Source organism: Pseudoalteromonas sp. 31A1 (assembly GCF_011378815.1).
Taxonomy (GTDB): domain Bacteria; phylum Pseudomonadota; class Gammaproteobacteria; order Enterobacterales; family Alteromonadaceae; genus Pseudoalteromonas; species Pseudoalteromonas arctica.
In genome coordinates this window covers 147,158-168,394 of sequence record NZ_WTKY01000002.1, presented here as the reverse complement: position 1 = coordinate 168,394, position 21,237 = coordinate 147,158, and the positions used below count along the sequence as shown (strand labels likewise).

General features: G+C 39.0%; 12 protein-coding genes and 1 pseudogene. 6 read left to right on the top strand and 7 right to left on the bottom strand.

All coding sequences use genetic code 11. The features are described from left to right. Positions 1–227: 227 nt before the first annotated feature. The 3 genes from GQR52_RS03155 (at position 228) to GQR52_RS03145 (ending at position 4,654) form a co-directional block, all read left to right on the top strand. On the top strand, positions 228–2,306 hold the full coding sequence (locus GQR52_RS03155) for a M13 family metallopeptidase (RefSeq protein ID WP_165727420.1): 2,079 nt from the start codon (positions 228–230) through the stop codon (positions 2,304–2,306). Between the two features lie 265 nt (positions 2,307–2,571). Further along, a complete protein-coding gene (locus tag GQR52_RS03150; RefSeq protein WP_024592923.1) occupies positions 2,572–3,285 on the top strand; it encodes a YebC/PmpR family DNA-binding transcriptional regulator in 714 nt (237 codons plus the stop codon). A gap of 79 nt (positions 3,286–3,364) precedes the next feature. Continuing rightward, positions 3,365–4,654 (top strand): leucine-rich repeat-containing protein kinase family protein, encoded by a 1,290-nt coding sequence (locus GQR52_RS03145; protein WP_165727419.1) that lies wholly within the window; start codon positions 3,365–3,367, stop codon positions 4,652–4,654. Positions 4,655–4,747: 93 nt separating this feature from the next. On the opposite strand, the gene GQR52_RS03140 is transcribed toward GQR52_RS03145, so the two are convergent. The 6 genes from GQR52_RS03140 to glk form a co-directional block, all read right to left on the bottom strand. After that, positions 4,748–5,872: a sterol desaturase family protein gene (locus GQR52_RS03140; RefSeq protein WP_165727418.1), complete on the bottom strand. Its 1,125-nt coding sequence runs from the start codon at positions 5,870–5,872 to the stop codon at positions 4,748–4,750. 212 nt (positions 5,873–6,084) lie between these two features. Next, on the bottom strand, positions 6,085–7,089 hold the full coding sequence (gene gap, locus GQR52_RS03135; RefSeq protein WP_165727417.1) for a type I glyceraldehyde-3-phosphate dehydrogenase: 1,005 nt from the start codon (positions 7,087–7,089) through the stop codon (positions 6,085–6,087). A gap of 9 nt (positions 7,090–7,098) precedes the next feature. Then, a complete protein-coding gene (gene eda / locus GQR52_RS03130; RefSeq protein WP_002959756.1) occupies positions 7,099–7,719 on the bottom strand; it encodes a bifunctional 4-hydroxy-2-oxoglutarate aldolase/2-dehydro-3-deoxy-phosphogluconate aldolase in 621 nt (206 codons plus the stop codon). Between the two features lie 33 nt (positions 7,720–7,752). Next, entirely contained in the window at positions 7,753–9,603 is a 1,851-nt protein-coding gene (edd, locus tag GQR52_RS03125; RefSeq protein WP_165727416.1) for a phosphogluconate dehydratase, read from the bottom strand. 336 nt (positions 9,604–9,939) lie between these two features. Further along, positions 9,940–10,953, bottom strand: a complete 1,014-nt coding sequence (locus GQR52_RS03120) for a LacI family DNA-binding transcriptional regulator (RefSeq protein ID WP_165727415.1) — start codon at positions 10,951–10,953, stop codon at positions 9,940–9,942. A 38-nt stretch (positions 10,954–10,991) separates the two neighbouring features. Continuing rightward, positions 10,992–11,984 (bottom strand): glucokinase, encoded by a 993-nt coding sequence (gene glk / locus GQR52_RS03115; protein WP_165727414.1) that lies wholly within the window; start codon positions 11,982–11,984, stop codon positions 10,992–10,994. A 291-nt stretch (positions 11,985–12,275) separates the two neighbouring features. Here glk and GQR52_RS03110 point away from each other — a divergent pair, with 291 nt between their 5' ends. Then, positions 12,276–13,292 carry a LacI family DNA-binding transcriptional regulator gene (locus GQR52_RS03110; RefSeq protein WP_165727413.1) on the top strand — a complete coding sequence of 339 codons (1,017 nt, stop codon included), beginning with the start codon at positions 12,276–12,278 and terminating at the stop codon, positions 13,290–13,292. A gap of 370 nt (positions 13,293–13,662) precedes the next feature. Here the strand turns inward: GQR52_RS03110 and GQR52_RS03105 are convergent, their stop codons facing one another. Next, positions 13,663–16,590 (bottom strand): TonB-dependent receptor, encoded by a 2,928-nt coding sequence (locus GQR52_RS03105; protein WP_165727412.1) that lies wholly within the window; start codon positions 16,588–16,590, stop codon positions 13,663–13,665. Positions 16,591–17,366: 776 nt separating this feature from the next. On the opposite strand from GQR52_RS03105, the pseudogene GQR52_RS20470 reads away from it, so the two are divergent. Next, a pseudogene (locus GQR52_RS20470) lies at positions 17,367–17,690 on the top strand (substrate-binding domain-containing protein); the annotation flags it as partial. 318 nt (positions 17,691–18,008) lie between these two features. Further along, entirely contained in the window at positions 18,009–21,194 is a 3,186-nt protein-coding gene (locus GQR52_RS03095) for a TonB-dependent receptor (RefSeq protein ID WP_165727411.1), read from the top strand. Positions 21,195–21,237: the final 43 nt, after the last annotated feature.

The window sequence follows — 21,237 nt, the reverse complement described above, 5'->3', positions numbered from 1 at the left end:
TACACATAAATTTACACACCGCCATTAACCGTAGGCGGGAGTTTACCTCGCGCTTTGGACTTGCTCTCTTTTTACTTAATCTAAGTTTTATCGAGCACTGTGGTGATTCACCTCAAAAGGTTTGTTTGTCTGATTAATATCAATAACAATCGATAAGTTAAATATTCGTAACAATAAAAATGATTCACTGCTGCTTTAATTCAATCAGTGATACTCAGGAGTAAGTAATGAAAAAGAGTTTAATTGCCGCAGCATTAGCTGCCACATTTATAACCGGTTGTTCAGAGCCGCAAACAACAAAAACAGACGAGCAACAACCTAAAGTAGCCACAGCAACAGTGGCAGAAAAAGCAGAATTAGGTAGTTTTGGTGTTGATTTAACAGCTCGTAACGAAGCCGTTAAACCAGGCGATGACTTTTTTATGTATGCCAGCGGCACATGGTATGACAACTATGAAATGCCTGCAGATAAAACCCGCTACGGTGCATTTTCAGGATTAGCTGAGCGCAGCGAAGACGATGTTAAAGCTATTATTGAAGAAATAGCGGCGCGTAAAGATTTGAACGCAGAAGAAAAACTCGTTGCTGATTTTTACAATGCGTATATGGATACCGAAACACTTAATAAGCTAGGTGTAGCGCCTATCAAACCATTGTTAAGTGAAATTAATGATATATCGTCGACTGACGATTTAGCTGAGATGTTTGGTAAGTCTTGGTTAACCGGTAATAAAGCCCCTTTTGGTGGCGGCATGTGGTTTAACCGCTTAGATCCTAATAAATATGAAATGTCACTAGGTGCTGGTGGTTTAGGCCTCCCCGATCGCTCTTACTACCTTGAAGACGCTGAGCGCTTTGTTAAAACGCGTGCAGCCTATGTTGCCCACATTGCCGATATGCTTGAATTTACAGGCACTGAAAATACCGCTGAGCGTGCTCAAGCAATTGTTGATCTTGAAACTAAGATTGCACAAGGTCATTGGCCTCGTGAAAAACGTCGTAATCGCGACTTAACCCTAAACCAAGTTGAACGTGCCGATTTAAGCACTGCTTATCCTGGCTTTAACTGGGATTTATACTTTGCACAAACAGGCTATAAAGTACCTCAGTTAAATGTCTCTCAGCCTGAGCCAATAAAAGCGATGATTGAACTAATCAATCAAGAGGACATTGCAGTATGGAAAGACTACTTAACGTATCACGCTATTAGCGGTAACGCGGGTTTACTATCAGAGGACGTATTTAATACTAACTTTGCTTTTTTTGGTAAAGAACTAAACGGACAACAAGAACCTCGCCCTCGCTGGAAACGTGCAATAAGCGAAATGTCGGGTACGACCTCTCTTGGTTTTGCTATTGGTAAAATATACGTAGCGCGTTACTTCCCTGAATCATCAAAACAACAAATGTCTGAGCTGGTTGAAAACCTTCGTACAGCTCTTGGCGAACGTATTGATAACCTAGAATGGATGGGCGATGACACTAAAGTAAATGCGCGCGCTAAGCTTGCTGCATTTGTACCAAAAATTGGTTACCCCGATGTTTGGCAGTCTTATGACGGTTTAAGTATTACCAAAAACGATTTAATCGGTAATGTGAAAAACATGCGTGAGTTTTTCCACGCAGAAAGTGTTGAAAAAGAGCTACAAAAAACAGACCGTAACCGCTGGGGCATGACGCCACAACGCGTAAACGCTTACTATAATAGCTCATTTAATGAGATTGTATTTCCAGCTGCGATTCTACAACCTCCATTTTTCGATCCAAATGCCGATCCGGCTGTAAACTATGGCGGTATTGGCGCTGTAATTGGTCACGAAATGGGTCATGGGTTTGACGACCAAGGTTCAAAATCAGACGAAAACGGTGTGCAACGTAATTGGTGGACTGATGCTGATCGCGCTGCATTTGACAAAAAAGCAGACCAACTTGCTGCCCAGTACAGTAAGTACGAGCCAATCGAAGGTAACTTTGTAAATGGTCGTAACAGCCTTGGCGAAAACATTGGTGATGTAGGTGGCTTATCAATGGCCTATCACGCGTACAAACTAAGTTTAAATGGTAAAGAAGCGCCTGTTATTGACGGTGTGACTGGCGATCAACGTTTCTTCCTTGCATGGGCACAAGTATGGAAAGAAAAACGTACTGAACAAAGCATGCTTAACCAACTTCGTGGTGGCACACATGCACCAGGTCGCTTTAGAGCACAGGCGCCACGTAACCACGATGCATGGTACAAAGCGTTTGATGTAAAACCAGGCGATGCGTTATACCTTCCTGAAGATGAACGTGTACGTATTTGGTAAATAAAATGGGGCTTTAGTTAGTCTCGTTTAATTTTATTACCCTTAGGCAACTCATTAAATGAGTTGCCTTTTTATTTAGTTAAATTTGCTCTGAAAACCACCTTTTAGCCCTCCCTAAAATCCCTTAATAACATGCACTTTAGATGGTTTTTAAACGCGACAGTTTTAATCAGCTTTAATACTTACTAGCCCTTGAATGCATTTACCTTTAGAATACGCACTATAATTTTATTCTATTATTTACATATATTAAGGCGAAACGCAGATGGGAAGAGCTTACCAAAACAAAAAAGATTCAATGGCTAAGACTGCGGGTGCTAAAACTAAAGTTTATTCTAAGTACGGCAAAGAAATTTATATTTGTGCTAAAAACGGCGGTGTAGATCCAGATGGTAACTTATCATTACGTCGTTTAATTGAACGCGCTAAAAAAGACCAAGTGCCAGCACACGTTATTGACCGCGCAATAGACAAAGCAAAAGGCGGCGGCGGTGAAGACTACTCAGCAACACGTTACGAAGGTTACGGCCCAGGTAACTGTATGATTATTGTTGACTGTTTAACTGACAACAACAAACGTACCTTTGCTGATGTACGTGTTTGTTTTACCAAAGCAAATGCTAAAATTGGCGCTCAAAACTCTGTTTCACATTTATTTGATCACCTTGCTATTTTTGTATTTGACGGTGATGACGATGAAACGGTACTTGAAGCACTAATGATGGCTGATGTTGATGTAACTGACGTAGAAGTTGATGACGGTAAAGTCACTGTTTTTGCTCCTCACACAGAGTACAACAACACACGTACAGCGCTTGAAGAAATGGGCGTGACTGAATTTGACGAAGACCTAATTAGCTTTGTGCCACAAATTGAAACGCCTATTGAAGGCGAAGATGTAGAAGTTATGGAACGCTTTTTAGCCATGTTAGAAGATTGCGACGATGTACAAAACGTTTACCATAACGCGCAATTCTAAAGAACAATTTAGTAAGTTAGAACGACTTTAAGCCAACAGCTATGTTGGCTTTTTCATTTTTAGAACGTGGTATAAATATATGAATTCCCTTGAAGAGCTTAAAAGTGGCAAGCTTGTTGGTGCTACTCGCCTGCAATTAGTAGAAGAGCTAACCACATTTCCTGAAGAAATTTTTAGCTTAGCTAACACGCTTGAAGTGCTCGATTTATCAAATAATAAATTATCAATACTACCTGATGAATTTGCCTGTTTAACACGCCTTAAGCGAGTATTTTTATCGTTTAATCAGTTTAAGCATATTCCTGCGGTTTTAGCTAAGTGCCCTGCTCTGATAATGGTTGCATTTAAGGGCTGTAAAATAACTGAGTTTAGTGATTATTGTTTACCAAAAAATATTGAATGGCTCATACTCACCGACAACAACATTACTGAGCTGCCTCAAACCTTTGGCCAATTTACACAGCTTAAAAAGCTCGCACTTGCGGGCAATCAACTTAAGCAACTGCCAAGTAGCATGGCGCAGTGTAAAAACCTTGAGCTTGTTAGGCTCTCTGCTAATAACTTAACACACGTAGACGACTGGCTTTTTGAACTGCCTAAACTTGCTTGGCTGGCGTTTGCCGGTAACGATTTTAATAAAGCTCAGTGCCTTACAAAGTGCAGCTTAGAAAATAAACCGCTTAACGATTACACGCTTAGCCATGTTATTGGTCAAGGTGCCTCGGGCGTTATTCATTTAGCAAAATCGGCTGATAACTCTGTAGCAATTAAATTATTTAAAGGTGCAATTACCAGCGACGGCTACCCGCTTGATGAAGTAAATTGCTGCTTACAAGCAGGCGACCACGCTAGTTTAATTAAGGTGCTTGCTTATATTGAACAAAGTGATCAGCTAGGCTTAGTGATGGAACTAATAGATAAGAGCTTCGCTAATTTAGGCCTGCCTCCAAGCCTCGAAACCTGTACGCGTGATACCTTTAACAATGATTGCCATTACTCAACTCAGGCTATTTTAAAAATTGCACAGCAAATGGTAAGTACCTTACATCACTTGCATGTTTTTAAAGTAAGTCACGGCGACATTTATGCGCACAACACTATGGTAAACCAAGACCATGATGTTTTGTTTGGTGATTTTGGTGCGGCAACTAATTTAACAATGCTAAGTGAGTATCAACAAAAGCAGTTAGAGCTTATAGAAGTACGTGCATTAGGGTGTTTAATTGAAGACTTATTAGGCACGGTAACTGGCGATGATAGGCAAAGTGAGCTATTTGGTAAAATGTCCGATATGGCAAAACGTGCGATGCAACCTTTATTAAATCAAAGACCTACATTTACTGAGTTATTAGAAGAGCTAAATATATAACTCAGTATTAATTAAATAAATTGCAAAAAGGAGCAACGTATAACACGTTGCTCCTTTTTAGTTTATATTGTGTATTTATTCGAAAATTCGAATTTATTTAGTGCGCTTAAACGGGTAAACCTGTTGTTTAAACATACCTACTGGCATGTAATCCCCGACTACACCGTATGCTTTTGGCCACTCTTTTTGGCCTTTAACAGCAGTACCAAACGCGTAATCTAAAAACGAAAAATGCGCAGCATAATTGCGGTCAATCGCGGCTTTATCTGATGCATGATGCCAATGATGAAACTGCGGTGTAACCATAAAATATTTTAGCCAACCAAATCTAACGCGTACATTTGCATGGTTAAATACCGCTTGTAAGCCTACAATAATGACGTACAAACTAATTATTTGCTGTGAAAATCCAAGTACAAATATTGGCGTGAGCACTAAGCTGCGAGTAACCAGTATTTCAAGAATATGCTGGCGAGAGCCCGCTAACCAATCCATTTCTTTGGCGCTGTGATGTACGCCATGAAAACGCCATAGTAAAGGGACTTCGTGATAAGCGCGATGCACCCAATATTGCATTAAATCGGCCACGAGTATAATTAAAAACAACTGCACTACAAATGGTGTTTGCTCTATATAACCTTGAATAGTCGTTGATACAGCCCAGCCAAAGCCATAATGCACAAAGTGGTTAGTAACGAGTAATACAAAGCCAATAATTAAATGATTTACAAGAAAGTGGTTTAAATCGCCCCGCCATTCACTACGTAATATTTTTTGCTCTTTTCGATGGGGTAGTAGCTTTTCAATCACGATAAATATGAGCGTTGAGCCGAGTAAATCTAAAATAAACCAATCAAGCCCTATGTAAGGTGTGTCGCTGGCAAACTCGTTTACCTCAACGTTTGGTCCGCCAAACATAATTGCCAGAATAATAAAAAACCACGCTGTAGCTCCTAAGCGTTTATTGGTATTACGTACAAAGTTAAGTAGCCCCAAACTGCCCGAGACCAATAATGATGCAAACATAAGCTGACGTAAAAAATCGACACTGTAGCTTTTTCTCAGCTCTGGTGTGGTTAAGTATTCAGGAAAGTGAAACGCTAATACGCCTAAGCAACTCAGTATTGCTAAAAAGCAGGCTATGTAACCACTTATGTTGCCCTCACCTATCTGAAGATGATTTGTGCGAAATACCTTTCGTGATAAAGCTCTGATCATTTTTATTATTCCTTGCTTCGTTGATTTGATTAAATACAACGAAATTCCATTGATTTACACACCCACATATTAACAAAATTTAGGGTATAAAAAATACAAATAGTTCCCTCCATAGTCTGAGTTGCAAATATACAGATAAACCAAACGCAAAAAAGCCACGCAATGCGTGGCTTGGTTGGATAAAGCTAAAACTTTACATCATTAGGGCTGTATTATAAAAACGCGCCTAATGCTTTAACTTGGTCTAACATGCGGTTTGAGAAACCCCATTCGTTGTCGTACCAAGCCATTACTTTAACTAAATTGCCATCGGCTTTAGTTTGCGTTGCATCAAAGATAGATGACGCAGGGTTATGGTTAAAGTCGATAGAAACAAGCGGAAGCTCATTATATTGTAAAATATCTTTCATTGAACCCGTTGACGCTTCTTTCATGATTGCATTGATTTCTTCTGCAGTCGTGTCGCGCTTAGTAATAAACGTAAAATCAACTAAAGATACGTTGATTGTTGGTACACGAACCGACATACCGTCTAATTTACCAGCAAGTTCTGGTAATACTAAACCAACAGCTGCCGCAGCACCTGTTTTAGTTGGGATCATAGATTGAGTTGCACTACGAGCACGGTATAGATCAGGGTGGTATACGTCAGATAAATTTTGATCATTCGTATAAGAATGAATAGTAGTCATACTACCTTTTTCAATACCTACTGTGTCGTTAATTGCTTTTGCAAGCGGTGCTAAACAGTTAGTAGTACAAGAAGCATTAGAGATGATGTGGCTATCAGCGTTAATTACATCGCTGTTTACACCATGAACCACTGTTGCATCCATATCTTTACCTGGAGCAGAAACGATTACTTTTTTAGCGCCTGCAGTAATATGTTTAGCTGCATCTTCGCGTTTAGTGAAAAAACCAGTACATTCTAAAACGATATCTACATTTAGTGCTTTCCACGGTAAGTTTGCAGGGTCACGCTCTTGCGTTAACGTTATTACGTCATCGTCAATTAACATGGTGTTATTTTCAAGTGTTACTTTTTTAGAAAATTGACCATGAACTGAGTCATACTGCGTTAAATGTGCATTAACGTTAGCAGGTGCTAAATCGTTAATTGCTACAATTTTAATTTCGCTGTTTTGAGCTGACTCATAAAGTGCACGTAAAACATTTCTACCGATACGGCCGTAACCGTTAATTGCTACATTAATCATTTTAGACTCCTATTTAAGTTCACTTGCTTGGCGAGCAAGCGCTTCAATTGCTTGCCAGTCTTTATTTTCAATTAGTTGTTTATCTAGCATCCACGTACCACCAACACATATAACGTTATTAAGCGCTAAATAATTAGGTGCGGTTGCTAAGCTAATGCCGCCAGTTGGGCAAAAAGTAATGTGTGGTAATGGGCCACCGATTGATTTAAGCATGGCTGTTCCACCTGCTGCTTCTGCAGGGAAGAATTTTAAATACTTAAAACCATGCGACGCAAGTTGCATAACTTCACTTGCAGTTGCAGCGCCTGGTAAAAATGGTATATCTGATGTTTTAGCCAACGCAATAAGCTCATCGCTCACACCTGGACTCACCATAAAATCTGCACCTGCGGCAACCGAAAGATCAAAACTTGCTTTATCTACTACCGTACCAGTACCTACATAGGCTTCAGGTACTTCTGCTTTCATCAGCTTTACAGCTTCTGCAGCAATAGGTGTACGTAGTGTTATTTCTAAGGCTTTTAAGCCACCGTTATATAACGCTCTTGCAAGTGGTGCTGCATCTTCTAATTTTTCGATTACAACCACTGGCACCACGGGTGCCGATGCTAAGATTTTTTCAATACTCATTACTTGTTCCTCATTACCCAGTATGGCTAATATTTATTCAAGTCCAAAAGCACTCGCGCCTAAATCGGCACTGCTTACGATATTTCTAAATCCAGTAAATAATTCTCTGCCTGTACCAAATGTGGCACTTGGTTGGCTAAGTTCTGCTTCACGTTTAGCAAGTTCTTCGTCGCTAACGTGTACTTTTAATATTCCGTTTGGCGCATCAAGCGTCACTAAATCACCTTCTCGGATTTTAGCAATAATGCCGCCTTCTACTGCCTCTGGTGCTAAGTGAATAGCAGCTGGTACTTTACCTGATGCACCCGACATACGACCGTCAGTAACAATGGCTACTTTAAAGCCTTCATCTTGAAGCGTTGCCATTACTGGCGTTAATTTATGTAGCTCTGGCATACCTTTCGCTTTAGGGCCTTGCTCTTTTAGCACGGCAATAAAGTCTTGGTTTAATTCGCCACGCGTGTATGCATCTTGCAAAGCACCTTGTGAACTAAATACTTTTGCAGGAGCAGTAACAACCTGATGTTCGATAGCAACAGCTGACACTTTAATAACAGCTTTACCTAAGTTACCCGTTAGAAGTTGCAGACCACCTTGCTTACTAAAAGGGTTACTCACTGGGCGAAGTACTTCTTCATCATGTGAGTTTGCTGGGCAATCTACCCATTTAACTTTAGTTGGGCCGGTTGAGTTGCTCATGATCAGGCTATCGTCTTTATCCAAACGAGGCTCTGTCATGTAAGGTGCTAAACCATCGCCTAGCATTGTTTTAACATCTGTGTGTAAGTAACCAGCGCTTGCTAGCTCTCGCATTAAGAAACCCATACCGCCAGCTGCTTGGAAGTGGTTTACATCTGCAGAGCCGTTAGGGTAAATACGTGTAAGTAGTGGTACAACTTCTGATAAATCAGACATATCTTTCCACGTAACCTGAATGCCCGCCGCTTTTGCTATCGCAACAATATGAATTGCATGGTTAGTAGAACCACCTGTAGAAAGCAGGCCTACTAAACCGTTTATAATCGTTTTTTCGCTGATCACATCGGCTAAACACGGGCTTTCTTTATCATCTGTAAGCTGCTTAAGCATAGTTTCTACAGCATTACCTGTAAGACCATCGCGAAGCTCAGTGTAAGGATTAATAAACGAACTACCTGGAAGGTGTAAGCCCATTATTTCCATTAACATTTGGTTTGAGTTTGCAGTACCGTAAAACGTACAAGTACCTGCACTGTGATAAGACGCGCTTTCAGCTTCTAATAAGTCTTCACGGCTTACTAAACCTTGTGCAAATTTTTGACGAATACGTGCTTTTTCTTTATTAGGAATACCTGACTGCATTGGGCCTGCTGGTAAAAAGAACACAGGTAAATGACCAAACGACAATGCACCAATTAATAAACCCGGGACTATTTTGTCACAAACACCTAAACAAAAAACGCCATCAAATACATCGTGTGAAAGAGAAATCGCCGTAGACATAGCAATTACATCACGAGAAAAAAGCGAAAGTTCCATGCCGTCACGCCCTTGCGTAACACCATCACACATTGCAGGAACGCCACCAGCAACTTGTGCTGTAGCATCGAATTTGGTAGCAATGTCTTTAATTAAATCTGGGTAATCTTTGTATGGCACATGAGCCGAAAGCATATCGTTATATGAGTTGATAATAGCAAGATTTGGCTGCTCATCAGCCTTTAAGCGCGCTTTGTCATCACTGCTACAAGCAGCCATAACATGGGCTATATTTCCGCAACCTAAACCGGCACGAACTCTTGTTTGTTTTTTTGCGTGCGAAATACGTTCTAAATAATCTTGACGGGTATTTTTACTGCGTTCGATAACGCGCTGGGTAACTTCTTGAATACGAAGATGTAACATAATTTAACTCATCTCTATTAGTTAGAGGATAAAGGCTCAGTAGCAACTACAGACTCCACGTAAATAACTGTACTGAGCATCTTTGATTTACCCGTTCAAAGGTACGCTACCAAGGAGCCTCTCACAACAACCCTGACACCGGTGTCACTGTATTAACGCATAGCAATGACACCGGTGTCAACCCCGGGTAACAAAAATAGTTTAATATTTTAACATGACCGAATAATGACCTAATTCATTTTTAGGCACAAAGTATATTTTAGCAAGTTCAGAGCAAAAAAAAGCCCGAATAAGCGTCACTCATATTCGGGCTACTGTGAAAGTGTTTTTAATTCACTATTTTATCGCAGAGGTTGACTCACGTGTAATTAAGCGCGACTCAAGCGTTACCTGGTATGGCTGCTCTTGAGGCTGAGCTATATGAGATATAAGCTGTGTTACGGCTTGTTTTGTCATTTCCTCAACGGGCTGTGCAATAGTCGTTAAACCAGGCCAAATATGACGTGCAATAGGTGCGTTATCAAAGCCCGCAATAGAAATATCATCAGGTACTTTAAGTTGGCGCTGGGTAGCTAATTTTAATACCGCTGCCGCCATGTAATCGTTTGATGCAAATACAGCTGTTGGCCTAGGTGATAAATCTAAAATACTGCGTGCACTATCTACACCTGAGTGATAACTAAAGTTACCCTCCTCGACTAAGCGCTCATCAAATTCAATTGAATGGTTTGCAAGTGAACGCCTGTAGCCTTTAAAACGCTGTTGCGTCGCACTGTGATCTGGATGACCTTTAATAAACGCTATAGATTTATGCCCAAGACTAATTAAATGCTCGGTAATTTCAAATGCGCCTTGCTCATCGTTGCTACGCACAGAAATTGAGTCATCTTGAAGTAAAGCCGATGCAACTCTTGCGTAAGGAATTTTTTTAGATTTTAAAAAAGCAACAAGCTCAGCAAAATCACCAAAAGGAGGTGTTAATACAATGCCATCTAATCGAGAAGTCTGTAGTAATTGCTCAATATTATTTATAAGGGCTTCACCACGAAACTCACAAGGGTGTATCAATAAGTTATAGTTATTTTCTTTGCATGCTTCTAAAGCGCCCGTTTGCACCCGAGTGATATAACTTTTACTGGGATTATCGTAAAGACAACCAATAATAAAGCTACGATTTTGTGCAAGGCCACGCGCAATAGGATTAGGTGTGTAATCAAGTTCTTTAAATACCGCGAGTACCTTTTCTCGGGTAGCGGCACTTACATTTGGCTCATTATTTAAAACACGCGAAACGGTTTTTTTAGAAACCCCAGCATGGCTTGCTACACTATTTATGGTTACTTTTTTCATCTATCCATTATCCAAATACAACCAATAAGGCCTAAGCCCTATTTGCTATTGTGTAAACACGCAGCAGCGCCAATAAGCGGTATGTTGTCTTGTGTTACAAGTGTTACAGGGATTTGCCCTGCGTACTGCGACATAATACCTTTTTGCGAAAACCGTTCAACAAAGCGACTCTCTAGAAGTCTTGCTTGCATGCGAGGCAGTATTCCACCGCCGATAAATAATCCGCCTAAAGCACCGTAAACAACGGCTAAATCGCCGGCAACACTGCCAATCCAATCACAAAATTGGTTAAGCGTTGCATCACAAACAGCACATTCACCGCTATTTGCTAGACTACTTATTTGCGCAGCATCTAAATTCTTAGCTGTTACACCCTTAACTGCAGCCATGGCCTTGTACAAATGCGCAATGCCAGGGCCTGAAAATACAGTTTCGATAGAAACATGCGGATGATCTTTACGTAATTCATTTAAGAGTAAAGTATCGAGTTCATTAACAGGTGCTAGCGATATATGCCCCCCTTCTGAACTTAAAACAGCGGTAGATTGCGACGTTCTAACTAAACACGCAGCACCAAAACCAGTACCTGGACCTATAACACCAATGTTTGCATTGTCATCAGCTTGACCCGATTTAACAATTACATTTTGTTTAGGATCTAAATACGGGGCGGCGTATGCAAAGGCAGCAAAATCGTTTATGACTTCTAGTTGTTGTAAATCAAAATGAGTTTTAAATTCACTAACACTAAAATGCCAACCTAAATTGGTTAAATGTACCTGCCCAGCTTTTATTGGACCTGCAACGGCTAAACATGCGCGTTTAGGTGTAATATGCGAGACTGTTTGTAAATATTGCTCAAGCGCACTTTCAAGTGAACCAAAATTAGCACTAGGAAAAATATTAATGTGCTCTATTACAAATTGGTTAGTATGTTCATTAAAAGCAGTTATTAAAGCAAAGCGGGCATTAGTGCCGCCAACATCAGCAACTAAGATGGGATCAAATTGGGCAGAAGAGTTTAGGCTCATAGTATTATCTCTTTTGTTAAGCGACTCGTGCTTATTATTTTACAATGGTATACCATTGTTATTTATACTTTGAGCTATCACCTCAAAGTAGCTATCACAGTAAAAAATGCTGCCTATAAAATATATAAACAGCGAATACGTTTTGACAACAAAATGATAAAACATTTATATTATGACACCGGTGTCAGCCGTTTATCAATAAAAATATACGTTAATTCACAAAAAGCTTGAAATTATTCATTAATAACCGAAAATGGCACAATTATTTATCAAATTAATTAAGTTGTAACAATGAAAGGTAAAGCCACCTCATTTGATATTGCCCACTATGCAGGGGTATCTCAATCAACTGTATCTCGCGCTTTACGTAACAGCCATCTTGTTAATGAAGAAACACGTAAGCGTGTTTTCGATATAGCTAAAAAACTTAATTATAAAGTTGATAAAAATGCCAGTAACTTACGTACTCAGCAAAGTAGTACGCTTGCATTGCTTTTATTTGAAGATCCCACTTCTGACGAATCACAAATTAACCCTTTCTTTTTAGCCATGCTTGGCAGCATTACCCGTGCTTGCGCTAAAGAAGGTTACGATTTATTAGTTTCATTTCAATCGGCTAGTGCAGATTGGCAAGCAGACTACGAAGATAGCCACAGAGCTGATGGTATTATTTTACTCGGTTATGGCGATTACATTGATTACCAACCAAAATTTAGCACCTTACTTGAACAAAATACGAAGTTTGTTTGTTGGGGTGCAACCGTTGATAACCGTCCCGATTTAACTGTTTGTTGTGACAACTACGGTGGCGGTAAGCTTGCCGCTGAGCACTTTATTGCTCATAGCAGAACTGATTGCGCTTTTATTGGAGATGCATCTGATCACAGCCCCGAATTTTTTAGTCGCTTTCAGGGCTTCAAAGATGAGCTATTGGCTAACAATGTTAAAATAAACGAACGTAAAATGGCTAACGCTATATCCACTGAAGAATCTGGGTATCACGCCACTCGCTCACTTATCGCTAATAATATTAAATTTAACGCCTTATTTGCTGCAAGTGACTTAATTGCTATTGGTGCTATACGGGCGCTTAAAGAAGCAAATATTAACGTGCCAAAAGATGTTGCGGTAGTCGGCTTTGATAACATAGCCATTGCTAGTTATGTAAACCCACCGCTGACGACGATAGAGCAAAACACCACTGTTGCAGGGCAAATGCTCGTAGAGAACTTATTAAAACTGATACGTGGTGAAGAAGTACAAAGCACCCTATTACCTCCTATTTTGATTCCTAGAAAGTCGAGCTGAGCCTGTCTGATAAAATAAAGCAAAATTAACAAACCATTCTAATTGGCAGTTACAACTACTTAAATTTTATTCTCTATACTTTTATCTATTTATTTCACTTTTCGTTCTGATGTATTCCTATCTCATAAAATTCAAAATTTAAATATAAAAAAAGCCTCTAATGAGGCTTTTTGCTAAATTCTTTTTTAACTCAGACTAATACCAATCCGCAATAATACTTAATCATTTTTCGGGGGCTAAACATGTCGCTATCTGTGTTAAAAAATTCTTATTTAGAACAACTAAATAGCAAATTTTTTGCCTAGCTATCAACACGTTTTTCCATCCTAAAAATAAATCACTTAATTAAGCGAATTGGTATAACAAGTTATTAAAAATCGTAAGATGCTGATAATTGAATTCTACGTGGTGATTGGTAAGACTCAGCTAAACCAAATGTAGCACTTCCATCGCCAGCAGCTACTTCTGCAGCTTCATCGTAACGAGTTTCAGTAGCAGCATCAAATACGTTAAATACATCCATAGCTAAACGAACTTTCTGATCGTTAAAGCGAAGGTTATAAGTAAAGTTAAGATCTAAACGTGCTGTCCATGGTGTATTACCCATGCTGCCACGAGGGAAACGTTTGTCACCCACGTAGTAAGTATCACCGTATTGGTATTGATCAGGGTCTGGAGTATAACCTTGACCTAAAGCAGTCCAAGGACGCCCAGATGCGATATTAACATTAGCACCAATTAAGAAGTCTTCTGTAACAGCAAAAGCACCATAAACTTTAATGTTATGACGACGATCTGCAGGTAGATTACCATTAGCACCATCCATTAAATAAGGGTAATCCCAATCTTGCGTAAGACCAGCATCATCTTGACCATTATCAGATTTAACAAAACCTTCGGTGTTACCGTAGTTGTGAGACCATGTGTATAGCGCTTTTAAAGACCAAACCTGATCCCATGTTTTCTCTAATGTTAAATCAACTGATGCATATTTACGCTTAGCTTCCGGGTAACCTAACTCTTGTGCAGTAAAGCTATATTCTTCAGTGGTGCCGTCACCATCAAGATCGAAATTGAAAGTAGCGCCATTACCAGGATTAAATAAGAACCAGTTCTCACCTAAATATTCACCATTTTCATCATTAAAGATATAAGAACCATCATCAATTTGATTACCTAAAACACGGTAAGTTGCCTTGATACCCCATGACCAATCATCATTAATTGCTGCTTGATAACCAATCATATACTCATCGTTATACATTGGTTCAAGATCTTTATCAGATAAGGTATTTGATGGTTTTGCAGTGCCGTCACCACCATTAGAAATAGCAGGGTCACCTAGCTGAGTACCTAAACCTACAGGGGTACCGTCAGCATTTAAACCTTCATACTCATACCAAGTTTGGATATATGTTTCTGCACCGGCTAAACGGATATTTGTATTAGCAGCTACTGGTAGGTAATAACGACCTGCGGTAAAAAACAACTTACTGTCGCCATCGCCATTAATATCCCAAGAACCACCTATACGAGGAGCAATTTGGTTATCAATAGCAACAAACTCTTCGCCATCTGCATTGTAGTTAGTAAAACTATCATTACGAAGACCTAATGTTAATGTTAAATCTTCAGTAACTGACCATTGATCTTCAATATAAATAGCCCAGTTTTCTACTTCAAACGAACCGCCATTTTTATAATCGCGTACACGTGTTGTCTTCATTTCTTCTGGTAAAACGTAACCATTAGCCAGTCTAGCGCCTTCTTCGTATGTACGATAATAGTAGTAAACGCCACCAGAGTTTTGTGTTGTTGAATCAGCTGTATTAGTTTCAGAATCATAGCCAAATTTTAACGTATGCTCATCGTTTAGGTAGTAATCAAAGTCAACGCGCAATTGCTCACGTTTATCTTCATTTTCACCAACGGTAAAGTTTACATAACATGTAGTATCCTGACCTAAATCGCCATCATAACCTGTAGGACAATCATCAAAGTCTGAGTAATCAGTTTCTGAAAATTTAACTTGCCCATACATTGCTGACATACTTAGATCATCTGTTAGATTACCAGTATAACGCAATGCAAAACTTTCTCCGCCTCGCTTGTGATAAGCTGTGCCACCATCTTCGGTATAATTACCATTTCCTTCAGGATCTGAAATTGTTTTTTCTGAATAAGTGCGTTTGTCACTAAAGCCCCAAAGCATTAGTTGATGATCTTCGTTAATATTCCAGTCAAATCGCGCTAGGTAATATGGGTCATCATCTTTTTCAACTGTTAAATCTGTTTGAGATGCATTACCGTATTCGTAGTCATTATCTCTTGCTGTGTAAATACCATAGAAGAATAATGTATCTTCAACTATCGCACCTGAAGCATAAATACTTGTTTCAAATGAGTTATCGTAGTCGTCTTGGTTATTAACATATAAATCACCAATACAATGCCCGTCTGCATCGTCACAACGATCATTTTGTTTGTAAAGTGAGTTAGGAGCTTGCTCACTTAACGAGTCAGATGAATAAATCGTTTCAACACCAAAGTGAAAATCATTAGAACCAGATTTAGTAACTGATGAGATTAATCCACCAGTAGTACGGCCGAACTCTGCAGAATAACCACCCGTTTTAACTTGGAAGCTGTCGTACGCGGTGAATGGGATTGTTGCACCACCAAGGCCATTACGGAAGTTAGTCATATTTAGACCATTCACGTAATAAGCATTTTCAGCTACAGAAGCACCACCAAATGAAGCTTGGTCGCCAAAACGACTGTCCCCTTCAGTTGCGCCAGGCGCAAGCAATGCTACTGAAGTTACTGAGCGAGATATAGGTAGTAGCGATAATTCTTCAGAGCTAATATTTAATGAAGACTCTGATGCAGAAACATCTATTGCACGAATAGAGCCACCTACAACAGCAATTCTTTCGATATTACCTGTAGTTAGTGGAATTTGAATGAGAGCTGTTTTACCTACCCCTATAACAACATCTTTAACTTGAGCTTGGTCAAAACCAGATTGGGATACTGTAATATCGTACTTACCAACAGGCACTTGCTTAAGATCAAACTCACCATTTGCATCAGCAGTTAATGTTTTAGAATAACCTTTGCTTTTATCTGTTATTGTTATTGATGCACCCGCTAATGAAACACCTGACTGAGCCGTTAAGCTACCTTTGATAGCACCGTTAACGTTATCTGCCATTGCTGGCATTGCCGCACTTAACGTCATTGCAACTGCTGCAGCAGTGAATGAGCGTTTAAATGTCTTAGAAAAATTATGGTTCATTTTTGACTTATCCCTAGATAATTAGATTATTATTTTTTATGTCTTACGTTAAATACTTTATATAACGCCTACTAATTTAAAGTATTTAACCCCCTCAACGTGTAAGGAGAAACAAATTAATAACACAATAAAAACAAACTTGCCAACAAAATGCGACAGCAATTAACAGGAAAATCACCATAAAAAACAATAAATTAACAAAAAACCAAGGATAAAACCAAAAAACAAAATAAAAACAAAAAAACAAACATATAATTTACATTGTTAGTTGTTTGCAAAATCAACAAAATGAATAAAATGCAGGCTCCATTATTTATAAAAACAGCGCCATAAACACCATTAAAGAACAACTCTTATACAATTGACTTAAAACCCTTATCAAAATACTATCTCACTTAATTAGCATAAATATTCACATCACACTTCACAAACCCTATACCGTTGCAAAAAACGGAATTTAATTTAGAAAAAAAAACGCCTAATTAAAATCTTTTTTTATGTCATATAATTTCTAAATCATTACTTAAATGACTCGAAAACCACCAAATAATGATCCCAACCCGTTTACCACGGAGTAAACGTACCTGCTTAATATATTTTGCATGTATCCAAACTTTAGGTGTAGCTGAGTTTGTGTCCTCACCCAACTTATAACCTGCTTTATTTACACCTATAAATCCCACGCTTATTTTGGTAAAAAAATGCCGCTATTAGCAAATTACCCTAACTCTTTTACATAACTATTTTTAATATCAGCTTGTTTTACATCATTTAGCGCATTACTTGCTAATAACGTTAAAATAAGAGAGCGAAAAATGGCTAATACTATACCCACTGAATAATTGAGGTATCACGCCGTTCACTTATCGCTAATAATATTAAATTTAACGCCTTATTTGCTGCAAGCGACTTAATTGCTATTGGCGCTATACGTGCACTTAAAGAAGCTAATATTAACGTACCAAAATTTGTTGCATCGGCTTTGTTATTACAGTCATTGCAAATTACGTAAACTCACAACTAACTACAATAGATCGAAACACCACTGTTGCTGGGCAAATGTAGTAGAGAACTTATTAAAATTGATATGTGGTGAATAAGTACAAAGTGCCCTATTAAATCCTATTCTCACTTCTAGAAGGTCAAGCTGAGCCTTCTTAATTAAGCAAATACTGACTACATCTGTTCACATTCATTTACAAACAATAAAATCATATAATAAACAATAAATTAAAAAAAACACCACCCAAAAAACTATACTTTTTCATCAAAAAAACATCAATTACACATTCCTTAGCAACAGCAATTTGTTAACTGTATTTACTATTTTGTTTCTATAATGTAAATTTATTGTACCGCCATGATCTTGATCTGTAACTTTATAGCTTAAATAACAATAATATCTCAGGGATTTACATATGTTTAAAACTAAAGCTCTATCAAATGCAATAAGATACTCTTTATTGCTAGGCTCTGTAGCCTTAGCGCCTAACGCGCTAGCTCAAGAAAATGACTTGAATTCAGACGTAGAATTAGAAGAAGAAGCACCTGAACGAATAGTTGTAACAGGCTCACGTATAAGAAAAGCTGAATTTTCAAATGCATCACCAATTCAAATTATCAATGGCGACTTATCTCGTGAAATGGGTTTATTTGATGCAGGCTCAATGCTTCAATCGACCAGCCAAGCGGCTGGTGCTCAAATAGATAATACATTTGGTGGTTTTGTACTAGATAACGGTCCGGGCGCTGCAACAATCGGATTTCGTGGTTTAGGTGCTGAACGAACTCTTGTGCTTATTAATGGCCGAAGAATGGCTCCTGCTGGCGTTGGTGGTGCACCAACATCACCTGATTTGAATTTAATACCTGGCGTAATGATTGAGCGTGTAGAGAATTTATTTGATGGCGCATCAACCGTTTATGGTTCTGATGCGGTAGCGGGTGTAGCTAACGTAATATTGAAAAAAGATGTTGAAGGTTTTATTTTTGATGCATCTTATCGTCAACCTAAAGGTGAAGGCGGTGAAGAAACTGTACTTTCGGGTATGTGGGGCAAAACCATGGATAATGGTTTTATCACTCTAGGCGTTGAATATTCAGAACAAAAATCTCAATCTTTATCTGGTAACCCTTTTGTTAAAGGGTGTGAAGAGCGTATTTGGGAAGCTGAAGATGGCAGTATCGTAACGAGAAACAGTGGCTATGGTCCTGTGGCGAGTGGTGAAGATTCATGTGATATCTTCCCTCTAACAAATCGTATTAGCGTACCTTCTTTCTTTGGTAGTGTTTATTACACTCCTAACTTTACAAACACTGGTATTCCAAACTTCAGCGAATCAACTGTACCATCAAGTCTTGAAGGATTTTTACCTTCATGGGTAGCTGGCGATTTCGATGGCGATGGTATTAATGATGGTGTATTTGTTGATGGTAACGGAGATGGTTTCCGTGACGTTGATTTCCAAGACCCTCTATACGCTTTCCAACAATCTGATTACTACAAAAGTGGTGATTACAGAAGTAAAAATGAACGTATTTCACTAATGCTTAATGGTGAATATAACTTCCAAGATGATAACGATACAACTTTCTACTACGAAGGTTTATATGCGAGTCGTAAATCACCAATTTTTAGCCCTGGTGCACAAATATTTCAACAAGTAGCGGCATCAAACCCATATAACCCTTGTGGAACAAACGGTATTGACTGTTTTGGCGTGTTAGGTGTGGGCCCTGGTGGACCTGAGGCCGTTCAGCCAATCATCAATATTCGTGGTGACCGTGATCAAACTGAAGTTGAAGTTTCACAATATCGTTTAGTTACCGGTGTTACTGGTAATATTGGTATGTTCGAAAACATTGGTTTAGACAATTGGTACTACGACGCGTCTGTATCGTATAGCGCATCTAAAGGTACTGACCACCGTGTTGGTATTGATGAAGAGCGCTTAATTAACTCATTAGAAACCGCTGTTCTTAATGATGATGGTACTGTTACCTGTGGTACCGGTTCTGATGGATGTGTTCCTGTTAATTTATTTGCAGACAGTATTTACCAAGAAGGCGGCGGTACGCTTTCACCTGAAGAAGCGGCCTATTTATTTATTGACCGCGACATCGAAACTAAAGTAAACCAGTTTGTTTTTAATGCATTCATGGGTGGTGACTTCTTCGCACTACCATGGAATAACGAAACTGTTGCAGGTATCGTTGGTATTGAATATCGTCGTGATGAGATTGAATCAAATCCTAATGCAGCAGCATCACAAGGCTTACTATGGGGCTACTTTGCTGACCAAGGCGCTGATGGTTCTCGTAATCTAAAAGAAATATTTACAGAAGTTGACTTCCCTTTACTTAAAGGAGTTAAAGGTGCTGAAGAACTTACATTTACAGCTTCTGGCCGTGTTTCTGAGGAATCTTTCTACGATGCTGAATCAACTTATAGTCTTAAAACTATCTACCGTCCTGTTGATTGGTTTACTCTTCGTGCTACAAAAGGTACTTCTTATAGAGCGCCAAACTTACGTGAACGTTTCTTAAACGGTACGTCTGGTTTTAATACAGTTGCCGATCCATGTGTTGTTCCGGAAGATGCTCGTAATATTGACCCATTGAACCCAGGTTCAGCAGCTACATATAATGCAGCTGAAGAAACACGCGATACAGCGGTATTAAACGCTTGTCAAGCATCAGGTATTGATCCAACTACTCTTGGTTTAGGTCAAGGTGGGACTGATTCATATACTGCTACTTACAGCGCTGAGATTGAAACTGGCGGTACAACTGAACTTAGTGCTGAAACATCAGTGGCTAAAACATACGGTTTTATCTTTGAACAACCGTTCACTGATGCATTTGATTTAACAATGTCATTAACTCGTTTTGACATTGAAGTAACAAATAGTATTGCAGAGCCAAGTGCTTTCTACAGTATTGGTCAGTGTTATTCTGCAGATGGTAATGATGCTTTTTGTAGCCGTATAGGGCGTGACGAAAATGGTCAAATTGATTTAGTTGATGCTAGCTTTATCAATATTGGTTTAATCTCATCTAAAGGTTTTGATTACAATATCTACTTTGAAACAGATACGGTAATTGCAGAAGAAAACTTAGGTATTACACTAGACCTTCAAGCCACGCGCATGACAGAGCAAGTTTTTGATGTACTTGGTACTATTGATGACAATATGGGTGAGCCAGATTCACCAGAATGGCGCGGTACAGCACGCTTACAACTTAAATATTCTGATTTTAGGTTTAACTGGGAAACACGTTTCATCGGTAAAGGTCGTGAAGATGAAGATGATTTAGGTGAATTCGAAGAAGGTACTGCAGGTTGTCGTGGTTTAACTGACGCAAATGGTGCTCCACTTAAATGTCGCCCTGTTGGTTTCACTGATGACTACTTTGTACATAACATCGGTATGACTTGGTCTAACGATGCTTATAAAGTGAACTTTGGTGTACGTAACGTATTTAATGAAGCTCCACCAAAAGTAGACCCAAATGGTTCTTTCTCAAATACTAACATTCCTCTAGGTGTTGGTTATGATACTTCAGGACGTAGCCCATACATCAGTTTTACAGCTTCTTTTTAATTAGAATTGGCTGAGTATATATTCAATCCAGATGGCCTAAAAT